16 protein-coding genes are annotated in these 16,327 nt (G+C 72.3%); 2 read left to right on the forward strand and 14 right to left on the reverse strand.

Annotated features, from left to right (window positions below):
- The first annotated feature begins 87 nt into the window (after positions 1-87).
- On the forward strand, positions 88-2,637 hold the full coding sequence (pepN, locus tag AB0J36_RS28500; protein ID WP_357395210.1) for an aminopeptidase N: 2,550 nt from the start codon (positions 88-90) through the stop codon (positions 2,635-2,637).
- A 146-nt stretch (positions 2,638-2,783) separates the two neighbouring features.
- On the opposite strand, the gene AB0J36_RS28505 is transcribed toward pepN, so the two are convergent.
- The 14 genes from AB0J36_RS28505 to AB0J36_RS28570 form a co-directional block, all read right to left on the reverse strand.
- Positions 2,784-3,191, reverse strand: coding sequence for a DUF5130 family protein (locus tag AB0J36_RS28505; RefSeq protein ID WP_357133566.1), 408 nt, complete (start codon positions 3,189-3,191; stop codon positions 2,784-2,786).
- On the reverse strand, positions 3,178-3,474 hold the full coding sequence (locus tag AB0J36_RS28510) for a hypothetical protein (protein WP_357133681.1): 297 nt from the start codon (positions 3,472-3,474) through the stop codon (positions 3,178-3,180). Before AB0J36_RS28510 ends, AB0J36_RS28505 begins: the two co-directional genes overlap by 14 nt.
- Before the next feature lie 72 nt (positions 3,475-3,546).
- A complete protein-coding gene (locus tag AB0J36_RS28515; RefSeq protein ID WP_357395214.1) occupies positions 3,547-5,013 on the reverse strand; it encodes an amidase in 1,467 nt (488 codons plus the stop codon).
- A gap of 106 nt (positions 5,014-5,119) precedes the next feature.
- Positions 5,120-6,121, reverse strand: coding sequence for an amidohydrolase family protein (locus AB0J36_RS28520; RefSeq protein ID WP_357395218.1), 1,002 nt, complete (start codon positions 6,119-6,121; stop codon positions 5,120-5,122).
- Positions 6,121-6,645: a 3-hydroxyanthranilate 3,4-dioxygenase gene (locus tag AB0J36_RS28525; protein ID WP_355052291.1), complete on the reverse strand. Its 525-nt coding sequence runs from the start codon at positions 6,643-6,645 to the stop codon at positions 6,121-6,123. The genes AB0J36_RS28520 and AB0J36_RS28525 overlap by 1 nt, the downstream gene beginning before the upstream one ends.
- Entirely contained in the window at positions 6,642-7,064 is a 423-nt protein-coding gene (locus AB0J36_RS28530; protein WP_357174779.1) for a RidA family protein, read from the reverse strand. The genes AB0J36_RS28525 and AB0J36_RS28530 overlap by 4 nt, the downstream gene beginning before the upstream one ends.
- Positions 7,061-7,834, reverse strand: coding sequence for a fumarylacetoacetate hydrolase family protein (locus tag AB0J36_RS28535; RefSeq protein ID WP_357133576.1), 774 nt, complete (start codon positions 7,832-7,834; stop codon positions 7,061-7,063). Before AB0J36_RS28535 ends, AB0J36_RS28530 begins: the two co-directional genes overlap by 4 nt.
- Complete coding sequence (gene dmpG / locus AB0J36_RS28540) at positions 7,831-8,895, reverse strand: 4-hydroxy-2-oxovalerate aldolase (protein WP_357133578.1); 1,065 nt, start codon at positions 8,893-8,895, stop codon at positions 7,831-7,833. Before dmpG ends, AB0J36_RS28535 begins: the two co-directional genes overlap by 4 nt.
- Complete coding sequence (locus tag AB0J36_RS28545; protein WP_357395234.1) at positions 8,892-9,824, reverse strand: acetaldehyde dehydrogenase (acetylating); 933 nt, start codon at positions 9,822-9,824, stop codon at positions 8,892-8,894. The genes dmpG and AB0J36_RS28545 overlap by 4 nt, the downstream gene beginning before the upstream one ends.
- The gene (locus tag AB0J36_RS28550; RefSeq protein WP_363661354.1) at positions 9,821-10,618 is read right to left on the reverse strand and encodes a fumarylacetoacetate hydrolase family protein; all 798 of its coding nucleotides are present in this window, start codon (positions 10,616-10,618) and stop codon (positions 9,821-9,823) included. Before AB0J36_RS28550 ends, AB0J36_RS28545 begins: the two co-directional genes overlap by 4 nt.
- Before the next feature lie 14 nt (positions 10,619-10,632).
- On the reverse strand, positions 10,633-12,114 hold the full coding sequence (locus tag AB0J36_RS28555; protein WP_363661357.1) for a 2-hydroxymuconic semialdehyde dehydrogenase: 1,482 nt from the start codon (positions 12,112-12,114) through the stop codon (positions 10,633-10,635).
- A 23-nt stretch (positions 12,115-12,137) separates the two neighbouring features.
- Positions 12,138-13,475: an NAD(P)/FAD-dependent oxidoreductase gene (locus AB0J36_RS28560; protein ID WP_357174764.1), complete on the reverse strand. Its 1,338-nt coding sequence runs from the start codon at positions 13,473-13,475 to the stop codon at positions 12,138-12,140.
- The gene (kynU, locus tag AB0J36_RS28565) at positions 13,472-14,752 is read right to left on the reverse strand and encodes a kynureninase (RefSeq protein ID WP_363661355.1); all 1,281 of its coding nucleotides are present in this window, start codon (positions 14,750-14,752) and stop codon (positions 13,472-13,474) included. The genes AB0J36_RS28560 and kynU overlap by 4 nt, the downstream gene beginning before the upstream one ends.
- 14 nt (positions 14,753-14,766) lie before the next feature.
- Positions 14,767-15,669, reverse strand: coding sequence for a tryptophan 2,3-dioxygenase family protein (locus tag AB0J36_RS28570; RefSeq protein ID WP_357174758.1), 903 nt, complete (start codon positions 15,667-15,669; stop codon positions 14,767-14,769).
- Positions 15,670-15,815: 146 nt separating this feature from the next.
- Here AB0J36_RS28570 and AB0J36_RS28575 point away from each other — a divergent pair, with 146 nt between their 5' ends.
- Positions 15,816-16,253 carry an Lrp/AsnC family transcriptional regulator gene (locus AB0J36_RS28575; RefSeq protein ID WP_357174755.1) on the forward strand — a complete coding sequence of 146 codons (438 nt, stop codon included), beginning with the start codon at positions 15,816-15,818 and terminating at the stop codon, positions 16,251-16,253.
- Positions 16,254-16,327 lie beyond the last annotated feature (74 nt).

Below are 16,327 nucleotides of genomic sequence, written 5' to 3' on the forward strand. Positions count from 1 at the left end.
GGACCGGGCCGAACGTCACGAGCGGTCGGCAGACGGGCGCCGCCGGGCGTACGGCGAGACGTGGGATGGAGACGAACAGTGCCGGGAGTGCGTAACCTGACGCAGGTCGAGGCGACCGAGCGGGCCCGCCTGCTTGAGGTGACCGGGTACGACATCAGGCTGGACCTGGCGACCGCCGTGCTGGCCGCCGACGGCCGCACCTTCCGGTCGACGACCGAGGTCAGGTTCCGTTGCGCCGAGCCGGGGGCGAGCACGTTCATCGAGTTGGCCGCCGAGTCGGTGCGGTCCGCCACGCTGAACGGCGACCCGGTGGACCTGTCCGACTGGTCGGCCGAGAAGGGCCTGACCCTGACCGGGCTGGCCGGCGACAACACCCTGGTCGTCGACGCGGACTTCGCCTACTCCAACAGCGGGCAGGGGCTGCACCGCACGGTCGACCCGGTCGACGGCGAGACGTACCTCTACAGCCAGTTCGAGACGGCCGACGCGCAGCGGGTGTTCGCCTGCTTCGACCAGCCCGACCTCAAGAGCGTCTACACCTGGCACGCGACGGTCCCGGCGCACTGGCGGGTCGTGTCCAACATGCCGGTGCAGAGCGAGGAGCCGGCCGGCGAGGACCTGAAGACCCTCCACTTCACCGAGTCGCCCCGGATGAGCACGTACATCACCGCGCTGTGCGCCGGCCCGTACCACGAGGTGCGCGACAGCCACGACGGCATCGACCTGGGCGTGTTCTGCCGGGCGTCCATGTCGCGCTACCTGGACTCCGACGACCTGTTCCTCATCACCAAGCAGGGCTTCGACTTCTTCCACGAGAAGTTCGGCGTGCGCTACCCGCTGCCGAAGTACGACCAGCTGTGGGTGCCCGACTTCAACGCCGGCGCGATGGAGAACTTCGGCTGCGTCACGCACGCCGAGTCGCACTACCTGTACCGCTCGCAGGTCACCGACTACGAGTACGAGCAGCGGGCCAACACGATCCTGCACGAGCTGGCGCACATGTGGTTCGGTGACCTGGTCACCATGCGCTGGTGGAACGACCTGTGGCTGAACGAGTCGTTCGCCGAGTGGGCCAGCCACTGGTGCAACACCAACGCCACCCGGTTCACCGAGGCGTGGACGACGTTCCTGTCGATCCGCAAGAACTGGGGTTACCGACAGGACCAGCTCTCCTCCACCCACCCGGTCTACACCGAGATGCCGGACATGGAGGCCGTCGAGGTCAACTTCGACGGCATCACCTACGCCAAGGGCGCGAGCGTGCTCAAGCAGCTCGTCGCGTACGTGGGCGAGGAGCCGTTCGTGGCCGGGCTGCGGGCGTACTTCGGCAAGCACGCGTGGGGCAACGCCACCTTCGACGACCTGCTCACCGAGTTGGAGGCGGCCTCGGGCCGGGAGCTGCGCAAGTTCGCGGCACAGTGGCTGGAGACCGCGCAGGTGAACACGCTGCGCCCGGAGGTGACCATCGGCGCCGACGGCACGTACGAGCAGGTAATCGTCCGGCAGGAGGCGCCGACGGCGTACCCGACGCTGCGCACCCACCGGATCGGCGTGGGCCTGTACGACCTGGCCGACGGCCGGTTGGTCCGCCGCGAACGGTACGAGGTGGACGTGACCGGTGAGCGGACCGACCTCGCCGAGCTGCGTGGCCTCCGGGCGGCCGACGTGCTGCTGCTCAACGATGATGACCTGAGCTACACCAAGCTGCGCCTGGACGACCGGTCGATGGCCACGGTGGTGCAGCACATCGGCGGCTTCGACTCGTCGCTGGCCCGCGCGCTGTGCTGGACGGCCGCGTGGGACATGACCCGCGACGCCGAGCTGGCGACCCGCGACTACGTGGCGCTGGTGCTGGCCGGGCTACCCGCCGAGACCGACATCAACCTGGTCACCGCCACCCTGCGCCAGGCCACCACCGCGCTGACCCTCTACGCCGACCCCGCGTGGGCGGCCACCGGCTGGGCGGGACTGGCCCGCACGGCGAAGGACGCGCTCGCCGCCGCCGAGCCGGGCAGCGGCTTCCAGCTCGCCTGGGCCCGGGCGTTCACCTCGGCCGCCCGCTCCGACGAGGACCTGGCCACGTTGCGCGGCTGGCTGGACGGCACCGGAGCGCCGGAAGGTCTGACCGTGGACACCGAGCTGCGCTGGACGGTGCTCGGCGCGCTGGTGGCCAACGGCGCGGCCGGCGCGGCGGAGGTCGAGGCGGAGCTGGCCGGCGACCGTACGGCCAGCGGCGAGCGGGAGGCCGCGTACGCGCACGCGCTGGTGCCGACGGCGGAGAACAAGGCGGCCGTGTGGGCGCTGCTGACCGGCCCGGACGCGCTGCCGAACTGGCGGAACCGGGCGCTGTTGCAGGGCCTGGCCCACCCGGCGCAGGTGGAGCTGGTCACCCCGTACCGGGAGCGGTACTTCGCCGCGGTCGGGCAGGTGTGGGCCAGCCGGGACAGCGAGCCGGCGCAGGAGTTCGCCCAGCTCGCGTACCCGACGTACCTGGTGGACGACGAGACGGTGGCGGCCACCGACGCGTGGCTGGCCGGGGACGGCAACCCGGGCCCGCTGCGTCGCCTGGTCGCCGAGGGTCGTGACGGCGTGCTGCGGGCGCTCAAGGCCCGCGCGAAGGACGCCCAGCAGAGCTGACCCGGCGAGTACGCGGCCCGGGGCCGGCGTGGGTGCGAACCCGCGCCGGCCCGGACCCGTCCTCCTGGCCGCGCTGAGACAACCCGCGACACGTTGAAGCCCGACCCACCGTGCGGCGGGTCGGGCTTCGTCGTACGAGGGAGGGATCAGCCCTTGCCGGCGTGGCTGGCGAGCTGGTCGAGCCCGTTGATGATGCCGCCGGCCAGGTCGCCGCCGCTGAACGCGCCGACCATCGAGAGCGCGGCCAGCTTGGCGTACGTGTCGGGGATGCGCTTGCGCGCGTGCCGCCCGGTGACGATCTCCAGCTGCCGCTGGTTGGGCGACAGGGCGATCAGCACCGACTTGTCCGGGTCGGCGAGCTGGCGGTGCAGCCGCTGGGCGTGCTCGCGGATCGGCTCGTCGAGGCCGCCGACGAACACCGAGAAGACCAGGCCGGTGCCCTTGTCGGCCAGGCGCAGGGCCTCGTCGATGCGCAGCAGCTGACGGGTCGAGAAGGGCCCGTCGAGCACCTCGGGCGGATTCTCCGTCCCGGTCTGCTTCTCACCAACGGTCACTTGCGCCTCCGGTTCCACCGGCCGGCGCCTCGACGCTGGCCTGCTCTAGCTTGTGGCTGGTCAGCGCGGGCGCCTGCGCGCCCGCCGTCAGCGCGGTGCCGGCCGAGTCGGCCAGCTGCTCCGGGCGGCCCAGGAACCAGACCGGAGTGAAGTCGAAGGGCCGGCCCGGCCGGTAGCGCTTGGCGCCACCACCACCGCCGGTGGCACCCCCACGGCTACCGGCGTACGACAGGCCGGCGATCACCAGCACTGCCGCCAACGGGATGCCGGCGAAGATCAGCACCGTCTCGGTAACAGACAATCCCAACGCCCCCAGGCGGAAGAAGGACCTCGAACAAGCGGGTCGGATGGACGATCATGATGGCAACCGGCCAACTCCGTCGCCATTCACGTTAGCGGAGTCGACGGCCCGCCAGATTGCGGGGTGCCGATCCCACCCGTCACTGGCGTGCTCCAGTTGCGCAGCGGTAGCGATGAGCCGCGCGTCGTCGCCGTACCGGCCGGTGAGCAGCACCCCGACGGGCAGCCCGTCGGTGGTCGTGGTGCCCAGGGGCAGGGAGACCGAGGGGGCGCCGGTGACGTTGAAGATGGCGCAGTAGGGCGAGAAGCGGCGCTGCCGGTCGAAATCGGCCGCCGGATCGCCGTCGGCGGTGAACCAGCCGACGGGCGCCTGCGGGGCGGCCAGGGTGGGGCAGAGCAGGAGGTCACAGTCGGCGGTTCGGGCCGCGCCGAGGCGTACCTGCGCCTGTAGTTCGCCGAGGGTCGCGGACAGTGTCCCCGCGGACACCTCGGCGCCCCGGGCGCGGAGCAGCCGGGTCAGCGGCAGCAGCTCCGACTCGCGGTGCGCCGGGACTGGGGCGAGCGCCAGGACGTACCAGATGATCTCGAACAGCGGCCACACCGCCGGCGTGAGCGGCGGCGACACCTCGACCACCTCGTGGCCGGCGGCGGCGAGCAGCGCGGCGGCGGAGTCGACGGCCGCGACGCAGTCGGGGTGCACCGGCTCGTCGGCGAGCATCGGCGTGGTGAACCGGCCGATCCGCAGGCGGCCGGGCTCGGCCCGACGGGCGGCGGCCAGGTATCCGCCGGGCGGCGCGGGCGGCGACAGGTACGGCTCGCCGGGCACCGGGACGGCCATGACGTCGAGCAGCGCGGCGATGTCGGCCACCGTCCGCCCGATCGGCCCGCTGGTGGGCAGACCGAACGCGCCGGAGCCGAGCGGCCCGCCGGAGACCAGGCCACGGCTGGGCTTGTAGCCGACCAGGCCGCAGAGCGACGCCGGGATGCGCAGCGAGCCGCCGCCGTCGGAACCCTGGGCCACCGGCACGAGGCCGGCCGCGACCGCCGCCGCCGCGCCGCCACTGGAACCACCGGCGGTGTACGCCAACTGCCACGGATTGCGGGCCGGTGGCGCGACGCGGCCCTCCGAGTAGAGCGAGCAGCCCAGCTCCGAGGTGGTCGTCTTACCGAGACTGACGAGGCCGGCGGCCTTGATGAACCGGACCACGTCGGCGTCGACCGGCGGGACGAAGTCGGCGAAGGCGGCCGAGCCGAAGGTGGTGCGTACCCCGGCGGTGAGGGTGAGGTCCTTGATGGCGGTCGGTACGCCGTGCAGCGGGCCGCGCGCCTCGATGGGCGCCGCGTCGGCGGCGCGCGCGGCCTGCCGGGCGAGGTCCGGCGTGACGGTGACGAACGCGCCCACGGTGTCGCCGAGCGCCGCCACCCGGCGCAGGGAGTGCTCGACCAGCTCGACGCTGGACAACTCGCCGCGGGCGATGGCGGCGGCCTGTTCCAGCGCGGTCAGGTCGTGCGGCTCGGCCATTACGCCATCCTGCCGCCCGTCAGCACTTCGCGCAGCCGACACGCGCGGGCGACCATCGGACGCCCCACCGACGAATGGCGTGTCGAGCCGGCGGCGTGAGCCGTGCTCAGCCGTGCAGGAAGCGCAGGGCGTTGGTGGACCGGAGCTTGTAGCGCTGGGCATCGGTGAGGAAGTCGGCCGCGTCGACCACCGCGCCGACGGGCCGCTCCCCCAGCGGGTACGGGTAGTCGCTGCCGACCAGCACCCGGTCCTCCCCCAGCGTGTCGACCAGCAGCCGCAGCGCCGGCGGCGCGAAGACCACCGAGTCGACGCTGAACCGATCGACGTAGCTGCTCGGCGGGGCTGCGGACGCGCCCCGGACCAGGTCGCCACGGCGGTGCCAGGCGTTGTCGGCGCGGCCGAGCCAGAACGGGAAGCTGCCCCCGCCGTGCGCGAAGCAGATCCGCAGCGCCTCCGGCACCCGGTCGAAGACGCCGCCCAGGATCATCGCGAGCACCGACAGGTGCGTCTCGGCGGGCATCCCGGTGAGCCAGCGGGCCATCCAGCGGTCCAGCCGGGGGCTGCCCGGCATGTCCCAGGGGTGGACGAAGACCGGGGCGCCCACCTCGGCGCAGTGCTGCAGGAAGGTGACCACCCCGGCGTCGTCCAGGTCCCGGTCGCCCACGTGGTTGCCGATCTCCACGCCCACGTGCCCGGCGGCCAGGCTGCGGTCCAGCTCGGCGCAGGCGGCGTCCGGGTCCTGAAGGGGCACCTGACAGAACGGCACCAGCCGGTCGCCGCCGGCCGCGGTGACCTTCAGGGTCAGGTCGTTGAAGATCCGGGCGACCTTCACCGCCTGGTCGGCCGGGCGGTCGTAGCTGAAGAAGACCGGCGTCGGCGACACCACCTGCACGGCGACGCCGTCGGCGTCCATGTCGGCGAGTCGGCGCGACGCGTCCCAGCACTCGGCGCCGATCGGGCGGAACTCCGTCTCCCCCACCATGATCATGGCGGCGCGCTCGGAGTCCACCCGCAACCACGGCCAGCCGGACCCGCCGCACGCCACGCCGAGGTCCGGCCACCCCTTCGGTACGACGTGCGTGTGCACGTCGACCACACCAGCGGGCATCAGCCCTTGCCCGGGTGCAGGGTGCCGCAGTTCGCGCAGGTACGCGCCGACTCGTCCGCGTAGAACGCCTGGAACACCGGCGGCAGGTCGGCCGCGATGTCGCGCACCTGCAACTCCACCTCGTGCACCTTGTGCCCGCACTCCGGGCAGTACCACTGGAACGTCTCCAGCGTGCCCTCCTCGCGGACCCGCTCCACGACCACACCGATCGAGCCGGCCTCCGGCCGCTGCGGCGAGTGCGGGGTGTTGCGCGGCAGCATCCACATCTGACCTTCGCGCACGTGCACCGTACGCGGCCCCTGCGGGGTCATCAGGTTGATGTGCATGTTGCCCTTGACCTGGTAGAAGAACTCCTCGTACGGGTCCACGTGGAAGTCGGTGCGCTGGTTGGGCCCGCCCACCACCATCACGATGAAGTCGTCCCCGCCGGGGAACATCTCCTTGTTGCCCACCGGAGGCTTCAGAAGGTGCTGGTTCTCCGCGATCCAGCCCGGAAAGCTGAACGGCTCGGCGATCTCACTCACGACTGACCTCCCGAGGGAAGAAGGGCCACGGCCTGGATCTCGATGAGCAGGTGCGGGTGCGGCAACTGGTGCACCGCAACAGTGGTGCGGGTCGGGCCGGACGCGTCGAAGAACTCCGCCCACACCTCGTTGTAGCCACCGAAGTCGTTCATGTTGACCAGGTACGACGTCACCTGGACGAGGTCGGTGAGGTCCGCGCCGACCGATCGCAGCAGGTCGCCGATGTTCTCGATGACCGCCCGGGTCTGCACCCGGATGTCGAGGCTCGTGGTGCCGAACTCGTCCACCTCGACACCAGCGAAGCTGTTGTCCGGCCGTCGGGACGACGTACCGGAGACGAAGACGAACCCACGGGCGACCTTGACGTGCGGAAAGGCCCCCCGCGGAACGGCCTTGCCGGCGACGACGACCCCGCTCACGACGACGCCCGCAGAGACGCGGTGCCGAGCTTCTCGACGACCGCGCGGACGTGCGCGCCCGGGCGCAGCGGGACGGCGGCGGTGGCCGCGCCGGCCAGGAACACCCAGCCCGACTCCAGTCGCACCCCGTGCCGGCCCGCCAGTCGGATGCCCTCGTCGAGCGCGCGGCGCGGATCGCCGAGGATCGCCGCCGTCGAGCCGACCTGGGCCACCCGGCCGTCGACCTCCAGCAGCACGCCCAGGTTGTCCAGGCCGGCCGGCACCGGGGACCACGGGCCGATCACGAACGCGGCGGCCGAGGTGTTGTCCGCGATGACGTCCGGCAGCGAGAAGCGGAAGTCCGCGTACCGGGAGTCGATCAGCTCGATGGCCGGAGCGACCGCGCGCACCGCCGTGGCGAAGTCGCCGACCGGCTCCCCCGGCTCGGGCAGCCGGTCCAGCAGGAACGCCACCTCCGGTTCGACCCGGGGATGGATGTACGCGGTCGGGTCGACCGCGCCGCCGTCGGGCACCCGCATCGCGTCGGTGAGCCGTCCCCAGATCACCTCGTCCACGCCGACCTGGGCCATCTTCGCCTTGCTGGTGAGCCCCATCTTCAGCCCGACCAGCCGCTCGCCGGCGTCGATCCGGCGCTGCGCGAGCGCGGCCTGCACGGCGTACGCGGCGTCCACGTCGAGGCCGGTCTCGGCGGCGAGCTGCGGGATCGGGGTGGCGGTGGTCGCTGCCGCGCCCAACTTCTCGGCGATCCCGGCGATGTCCGGTCCGATCATGATTGCTGCTCCTTGCCGGCCAGGTCGAGTGCCACGTCGACGATCATGTCCTCCTGGCCGCCGACCATCCGACGCCGGCCCAACTCGACCAGGATCGAGCGCACGTCCACGCCGTACTTCGCCGAGGCCCGCTCGGCGTGCCGCAGGAAGCTGGAGTAGACCCCGGCGTACCCGAGGGAGAGCGTCTCCCGGTCCACCTGCACGGGCCGGTCCTGCAACGGGCGGACGATGTCGTCGGCGGCGTCCATCAACGCGAACACGTCACAGCCGTGCTTCCAGCCGTGCAGTTCGGCGACCGCGACGAAGACCTCCAGCGGCGCGTTGCCGGCGCCCGCGCCCATCCCGGCGAGCGACGCGTCCACCCGGACGGTCCGGCCGTGCGGCGCGTCGGAGCCGGCCGGCGCGGACCCGAGGACCCGGCCGTGCTCCACGGCGAGCACGCTGTTCGCCACCCCGAGGGACAGGTTGTGGTGCGCGTGGATGCCGATCTGCGTCTCCGGGTCGAGGACCTGCCGGTACGCGTCGACCCGCTGCGCCACGTCGGACATCAGCAGCCGACCGCCGGAGTCGGTGACGTAGACGCAGTGCGCCCCGTACGACTCCATGAGTTTGGCCTGCCCGGCCAGCCCGGCCGGATCGTTCATGTGCGACATCATCAGGAACCCGGCCACGTCCATGCCGTTCTCCCGGGCCCAGGAGATGTGCTGGGCGGAGATGTCAGCCTCGGTGCAGTGGGTGGCGATCCGGACGCTCGTCACCCCGAGCGCCTGGGCGGCCTTCAGGTCGGCGATGGTGCCGATGCCGGGCAGCAGCAGGGTGGTCAGCTTCGCGGTGGTCAGCACCTCGGCGGCCGCGGAGATCCACTCGGCGTCGCTGGCCGCGCCGTGGCCGTAGTTGACGCTGGACCCGGCGAGCCCGTCGCCGTGCGCGACCTCGATGGCGGCCACCCCGGCGGCGTCCAGCGCGGCGGCGATCGTGCGCACCTGCTCGACGGTGTAGCGGTGGGCGATGGCGTGCATGCCGTCGCGCAGGGTCACGTCCTGGATGTACAGGTCGGTCATGCCACCGCTCCCGTCGCGCGCAGGGCCACCAGCCGCTCGGCGGTCCGCAGCGCGGCCGACGTCATGATGTCCAGGTTCCCGGCGTACCCCGGGAGGTAGTGGCCCGCGCCGGAAACCTCCAGGAAGACCGACACCTGCAGGGCGGTGAGCTGTCGTCCGAGCGACGGCAGGTACGCCCGCACCCGGTCGAACTGCACGTCCTGCTTGAGCCGGTAGCCGGGGACGTACTCCTGCACCGTCGCCACCATGTCGCTGATCGAGGCGGCGATGGCGGCGCGGTCGGCGTCCGCGTCCGGGCAGAGGCAGTAGACGGTGTCCCGCATCAGCAGCGGCGGGTCCGCCGGGTTCAGCACGATGATGGCCTTGCCCCGCTCGGCGCCGCCGACCACCTCGATGGCTCGCGCCGTGGTCTCGGTGAACTCGTCGATGTTGGCGCGGGTGCCCGGCCCCGCGGACTTCGAGGCGATCGACGCGACGATCTCGCCGTACGCCACCGGGGTGACCCGACCGACGGCGGCGACGATCGGCACGGTCGCCTGGCCGCCGCAGGTCACCATGTTGACGTTCGGCTCGTGCAGGTGCTCGTCGAGGTTGACCGGCGGCACCACGTACGGGCCGATCGCGGCCGGGGTCAGGTCGACCACCGTGCGGCCGTGCGACCGCAGCACCTCGTCGTGGCGGCGGTGCGCGCCGGCCGAGGTGGCGTCGAAGACCAGTTCGACGTCGGCGAACTCGGGCATCGCGACGAGGCCGTCCACGCCGTCGGCGGTGGTGGCGACGCCGAGGCGGCGGGCCCGCGCCAGGCCGTCGGAGGCCGGGTCGATGCCCGCCATCGCCACCATCCGCAGCTCGCTACTGAGCCGAAGAACCTTGATCATCAGGTCGGTACCGATGTTTCCCGATCCCAGCACCGCCACTCCGGTGGTCATGCGGCAGCCTCCTTGCTGAAGCAGGTGCGTACCGAGCCGAGCCCGGAAATCCGGGCCTCGTACGCGGCCCCGGGGGTGACCGGGACCATCGGGCCGAGCGCCCCGGAGAGCACCACGTCCCCGGCCCGCAGCGGGTCACCGGCCCGAGCGAGGGTGGTGGCCAGCCAGTGCAGGGCGTGCAGCGGGTTGCCCAGGCAGGCCGCGCCCGCGCCCACCGAGACCGGCTCACCGGCGTGCTCCAGCACCATCCCGCACATTCGCAGGTCGACGTCGGCGAGCCGCCGGGGCGTGGTGCCCAGCACGAACAGCCCGCTGGAGGCGTTGTCGGCGATCGTGTCCACGATGGAGATGTCCCAGCCGGCGACCCGCGAGTCGACGATCTCGATGGCCGGCAGCAGGTGGTCGACCGCGCGGATCAGGTCGACCGTGGTGATCCGCTCCTCGGTGAGGTCGCCGCCCAGCACGAACGCGATCTCCGCCTCGACCCGTGGCTGGAGCAGCCGGTCGATGGGCACCTCGACCCCGTCGCCGACGGCCATCTCGTCGGTCAGCATCCCGAAGTCCGGCTGGAACACCCCGAAGGTCTCCTGCACCGCCCGGGACGTCAGCCCGATCTTCGCGCCGACGCGGCGCTCGCCCCGGCCCTGCCAGGCCCGCGTCTGCAACTGCTGCACGCGGTACGCGGACTCGACGTCCCCCTCCGGCAGCAACCGGCCGCGCAGCGGCGGGCACGGCTTGCCGGTGCTGCGCGCCTCGGCCAACTCCCGGTTCGCGGCCTCGATGTCGGCTTCCACGTTCACTCCCTCGGTCACGACAGGTCCACGCAGACGTTTGTGAGTTCGGAGTAGAAGTCCAGCGAGTGCACGCCGCCCTCGCGGCCGATGCCGGACGCCTTCACCCCACCGAACGGCGTCCGCAGATCCCGCAGGAACCAGGTGTTGACCCAGACAATGCCGGCGTCCAGCCGCGCCCCGGCCCGGTGCGCCACACCGACGTCCCGGGTCCACACCGTCGCCGCCAGGCCGTAGTCGGTACCGTTGGCCAGGGCGTACGCCTCGTCCTCGGTGTCGAACGGCGCGACGTGCACGACCGGGCCGAAGATCTCCTCCCGGTTGGTGCGGGCGTCCGCGCCCAGCCCGGCGAGCACCGTCGGCTGCACGTACGAGCCGCCGTCGCGGGCGTCGCCGAAGGTGGGCGTACCGCCGCCGGTCAGCACCTCGGCGCCCTCGGACCGGGCCAGCTCGTACGCCCCGAGCACCTTGGCCCGGTGCTGCGGGGAGATGAGCGGCATGGTGGCGGTGGCCTCGTCGGTCGGCCAGCCGTACGTCAGCTCGCCGGCCCGCTTCGCCAGCCGGGCGGTGAACTCCTCGAAGACCGGCCGCTGCACGTAGATGCGCTCGGTGCAGAGGCACACCTGACCGCCGTTGGTGAAGCTGGACCGCACCGAGCCGGCGACCGCCGCGTCCAGGTCGGCGTCGGCGAAGACCAGGCCGGCGTTCTTGCCGCCCAACTCGAAGCTGACGGCCTTCACCCCGTCGGCGGCGGCCCGCATGATCGCGCCGCCGGTGGCCGACTCGCCCGTGAAGGTGATCGCGTCCACGCCCGGGTGGCGGGTCAGGAACTCCCCCGCCGAGTCCGGACCGAAGCCGTGCACGAGGTTGAACACGCCCTCGGGCACGCCGGCGGCGGCCATCACCTCGGCCAGCACCGTCGCCGAGGCGGGTGTCTCCTCGCTGGGCTTGACCACCACGGCGTTGCCGCAGGCCAGCGCCGGGGCGACCTTCCAGGTGAGCAGCAGCAGCGGCAGGTTCCACGGCACGATGACCGCGACCACGCCGACCGGCTTGCGGACCGCGTAGTTGAGGGCCCGGCCACCGGTCGGGGTGACCGTGGTGAACGACTCGGTGGGTGCGGTCGCCACGATCTCGGCGAACGCCCGGAAGTTCGCCGCGCCGCGCGGGATGTCCAGCGTACGGGCCTGGGCGATGGACTTTCCGGTGTCGGCGACCTCGGCGGTGACCAGGTCGTCGAAGCGGCGTTCCAGCTCGTCGGCGACCCGCCGGAGCACCTCGGCACGCTCGCGCTCGCCCATCCGGCCCCACGGCCCGCGCAGCGCCGCACGGGCGGCGGCCACCGCGTCGTCCACGGTGGACCGCGACGCCTCCGCCACCTCGAAGACCGGCTCCCCGGTCACCGGGCTGACCTTGGTGAACGTCGACCCCGCGTCGACGAACTCGCCGCCCACGAAGTTGCGCAGGCGCGGTGGCCCGGCCGGCGCGTGGCCGGTCATCAACGTCGGGTCCCAGAGGTTCGTCACGCGCGCCTCCCTCGGTTGAGCACCGCCGTGATCGTCCCGGCCAGCAGCAGCGCCGCCCCACCGGCGACCGCGCCGAGCACCCGGTGCTGCCGGCGCACCCGGCGGCGCACCTCGGCGTACGGGGTGGTGGAGAAGGACACCAGCTCGTACTGCGAAACGTACCGGCCGGGCAGGGCCCGTTCCAGCGCGTGCTCCACCCGCCTGCGGGTCTGGAACACCGGTGACGCGACCTTGTCCCGCATCTCCACGAAGTTGGTCAACGCCATCTGCGCGATGGCCTCCGCGTTCTCCTGCCGGCGACGTTGGAACAGCGGCAGCGCCGCCGACCACTCGTCGGCGCACTCGTCGAGGCAGCGGTCCAGCTCGACGACGTCCTCGAAGGCGCAGTTCGCGCCCTGGCCGTAGAACGGCACGATGGCGTGCGCGGCGTCGCCGATCAGACCGACGGTGCCGTTGACCTGCCAGGGCGTGCTGCGGACCGTGCCCAGCACCCCCACCGGATTGTGCTGGTAGTCGTCCACCAGGGCCGGGGCCAGGGGAACCACGTCCGGGTACCGCTCGGCGAAGTGCGCCCGGATGGCGGCCGGGTTGTCCAGGGCCGCGAAGCTTCCGACGCCCTCGTTGGGCCAGAACAGCGTGCAGGTGAAGGAGCGGTCCGGGTTCGGCAACGCGATCATCATCGACGTGCCGCGCGGCCAGATGTGCAGGGCGTCCGGGTCGAGGGCGAAGTCCCCGCCCAGCGGCGGGATCGTCAGCTCCTTGTAGCCGTAGTCGAGGAAGTCCACGCTTTCGCTCAGCAGCCCGTGCGCCAGGAGCTGCCCGCGTACGGCGGAGCCCGCGCCGTCCGCGCCCAGCACCACGGAAGCCTTGGCCGCGACCGGGCCCTGCGGGGTCTCGAAGCTCAACGAGCCGTCGGTCGGGTCGAGTCCGACGAGACGGTGGTCGAAGACGACCCGTACCCCGGGCAGCGCGGTCGCGGCGTCCAGCAGGGCGTTGTTCAGCGCGCCCCGGCTGATCGAGTTGATCGCCCGGTCGCCGGCCGCGCTGTACGACTGGAACTGCGGCTCCCCCTCGACCGGGTGGATCATCCGGCCGCGCATCGGCAGCGCGTCGGCCATCACCTGCTCGGCCAGGCCGATCCGGCGCAGCGCGTCCAGCCCGCGCTCGGAGAGCGCCAGGTTGATCGAGCGTCCCCGCTCGGCCGTTCCGGTGCGCGGGTCCGGCCGCCGCTCGTACAGGGCCACCGGGTAGCCCCGCCGGGCCAGGAAGCAGGCGGCCAGGCACCCGGCCAGGCCGGCGCCGATGATCGCGACCTCGTCCCGCCGGGCGGTCATGGGTTCACCCGTCCCACCGTGGCCTCCAGTGCGGCGGCGGCCCGCCAACAGTCGAGGTACGTCGAGTAGAGCGGCACCGGGGCGAAGCGGACCACATCCGGCTCCCGGGCATCGGCGATGACGCCGTGTTCGTACCGTAGGCGTTTGGTCAGCTCGGCGGCGTTGCCGGCGCCGACGCGGACCGAGAGCTGGCAGCCCCGGCGGGCCTCCTCGCGCGGGGTGACCACCCGCAGCGGCCGGTCGGCGGTGACCTCGTCGAGCAGCGACTCCAGCCAGCCGGTGAGGCGCAGGCTGCGGGCGCGCAGCGCCGGCATGCCGACCGCGTCGAACAGCTCCAGCGAGGTACGCACCGGACCCATCGCGAAGATCGGCGGGTTGGAGATCTGCCACGCCTCCACGGTGGACGGTGGGCGGGACACCGGCGTCATCTCGAACCGGGTGGCCGCCGCGGTGCTCCACCAGCCCTCGAAGCGCGGCAGGTCCGCATCGCCGAGGTGCCGCTCGTGCACGAAGACGCCGGCCAACGCCCCGGGACCGGAGTTCAGGTACTTGTACGAGCACCAGGCCGCGAAGTCGACATCCCAGTCGTGCAGCGCGAGGGGCACGTTACCGACCGCGTGGGCGAGATCCCAGCCGACCACCGCGCCGGCCGCGCGGCCGGCGGCCGTGATCGCCGGGATGTCCAGCAGCTCACCGGTCAGGTAGTTCACGCCGCCGAGCAGCACCAACGCCACCCGGTCGCCCTCGGCGGCCAGGTAGTCGGCGATGTCCTCGGTGCGCAGCGCGTCCTCGCCGGGGCGGGGGCGCAGCCGGACCACCGTGTCGTCCGGGTCCAGGCCGTGGAACCGGGCCTGGCTGCGCACCGCGTAGCTGTCCGAGGGGAAGGCGCTGTCCTCGATGACGATGCGGGTACGCGCGCCGGCCGGGCGGTAGAAGCTGACCATCAGCAGGTGCAGGTTGACGGTGAGCGAGTTCATCACCACGGCCTCCGCGGGCCGGGCGCCGACCAGTCGCGCGGCCGGGCCGGTCAACAGCTCGTGGTACGGCAACCAGGCGCGCTCGGCCTCCAGGTGCCCCTCGACGCCGAGCCGCCCCCAGGCGTCCAGGTCGGCGAGGAGCTCGTCGCGGGTGGCCCGGGGCTGCAGACCGAGCGAGTTGCCGGCCAGGTACGCCGATTCGGGGTGGAGACCGCCGTCGGCGGGCGGCACGTGGAAGAGGTGCCGGTGACCCGGGTCGGCCTCGTCGAGGCGGTGCGCCTCGTCAACAGGAATGTGCATGTCTCGCTCTCCGGTCACATCGCGGTGCGGGCCGACCACAGCTCCGGGAAGACCACCCGGGCCATGCTCCGTTGCAGCCACGCCAGGCCGGCGGAACCGCCGCTGCCGACCTTCGCGCCCATCGTCCGCTGCACCGCCTTGACGTGGTTCCAGCGCCAGTCGCCGAACTCCTCGGCGACACCGCTGAGCGCCTCGCCGAGCAGCCGCAGGTGATTGTCGGGGCCGTTGTCGGCGTAGATCCGCACCCAGGCGGCCTCGACCTGCGGCTGCGGGTCGTGTTCGACCGCCACGTCGCGGTCCAACAACTCGGCTGGGATGTCGAATCCACGCCGGGCCAACAGCGCGACGACATCGTCCCAGAGGCTCGGGGCGGCCATCGCCGCGCTGAGCGCGGCGTGCACCTCGGCCTGCCGACGGAACGGGCGGATCAGCGCCGGGTCGCGCAGCCCGAGCAGGAACTCGAGGTGCCGGTACATCGCGGACTGGAAGCCGCTGCCCTCGCCGAGCAGGTTGCGGAACCGGTTGAAGTCGGCCGGGGTCATCCAGCGCAGGCCCTGCCAGGCGGCGTTCAACCCCTCCAGGTGCAGGGTGGCCCGGCGCAGCGGAGCCAGCGCGTCCCAGATCCGGTCGGCGCGCACCAGGCGCTGGGTCTCGCGCAGTTCGTGGCAGGTCAGTCCGAAGTACAGCTCCATGATCTGGCTGACCATGAGGAACGACATCTCGCCGGGGTCGTCGCTGAGAGGTTGCTGCAACTGGTGCAGCGCGCTGGCCCGCACGTACGCGTCGTACGGCACCAGGTCGGCGAACTCGAGAGTCGGCTCACCGCCGTTGCGTGCGGCGCGGGCCGCCCGTTGTCGCGGGGTCACCGGTCGCACCGTGGCGACGCGGTTCGAGGCCCGCCGCTCCGTCGATTCCACCAGTCGTCTCCCTTCCCCGAACTGCCGACGTCATGATCTCGCGGTGGGATCGGCGTACGGAATGCCGAATCAACGGGACTTGCCGTCCTGACCTGACGAATGGAAGGCAGCTAGGCGAATCTGGTTCACGAAAGTAAGGTTCGAGCGTGGACGACATGGACTGGGCGCTGCTGCGCGAGTTGCAGGCCGACTCCCGACTCTCCTTCAGCGAGTTGTCCCGCCGGGTGCACCTGTCCCCACCGGCGGTCGCCGAGCGGGTCCGCCGGCTCGAGGAGACCGGCGTGATCACCGGCTACCACGCCCACGTCGACCTGACCCGGGCCGGTCGTACGGTGGTCGCCCTGATCCGGATGTCCTGTTACGGGGCGCGCTGCATCCTGCACGACCCCGAGGTGTCCAACTGGCCGGAGATCCTGGAGATCCACCGGATCACCGGTGACGCGTGCAGCATGCTCAAGGTGGCCGCCGGCTCGATCGGGGACTTCGAGGCCGTCATCGACCGCCTGGCCCCGTACGGCCAACCATCGAGCACCATGGTCCTGTCCTCCCCCCTACCCTGGCACCCCATAACCCCCCACCCCTAACCCCCACCCCCTCCCCCCACCCCGCCCCCTCCCCACCCCCGCCCCCTCGTTCGCGATCTTGCACTTTCTGTCGT

It is taken from the genome of Micromonospora sp. NPDC049662, from assembly GCF_040675055.1.
GTDB lineage: Bacteria > Actinomycetota > Actinomycetes > Mycobacteriales > Micromonosporaceae > Micromonospora.

What these genes read in the sequence shown, in the direction of transcription:
- AB0J36_RS28555 (WP_363661357.1), bottom strand. Translation starts at nt 12,114, where the DNA reads ATGACCGGCCACGCGCCGGCCGGGCCACCGCGCCTGCGCAACTTCGTG.
- AB0J36_RS28515 (WP_357395214.1), bottom strand. Translation starts at nt 5,013, where the DNA reads ATGGCCGAGCCGCACGACCTGACCGCGCTGGAACAGGCCGCCGCCATC.
- AB0J36_RS28520 (WP_357395218.1), bottom strand. Translation starts at nt 6,121, where the DNA reads ATGCCCGCTGGTGTGGTCGACGTGCACACGCACGTCGTACCGAAGGGG.
- AB0J36_RS28560 (WP_357174764.1), bottom strand. Translation starts at nt 13,475, where the DNA reads ATGACCGCCCGGCGGGACGAGGTCGCGATCATCGGCGCCGGCCTGGCC.
- AB0J36_RS28545 (WP_357395234.1), bottom strand. Translation starts at nt 9,824, where the DNA reads ATGACCACCGGAGTGGCGGTGCTGGGATCGGGAAACATCGGTACCGAC.
- dmpG (WP_357133578.1), bottom strand. Translation starts at nt 8,895, where the DNA reads ATGACCGACCTGTACATCCAGGACGTGACCCTGCGCGACGGCATGCAC.
- kynU (WP_363661355.1), bottom strand. Translation starts at nt 14,752, where the DNA reads ATGCACATTCCTGTTGACGAGGCGCACCGCCTCGACGAGGCCGACCCG.
- AB0J36_RS28535 (WP_357133576.1), bottom strand. Translation starts at nt 7,834, where the DNA reads ATGATCGGACCGGACATCGCCGGGATCGCCGAGAAGTTGGGCGCGGCA.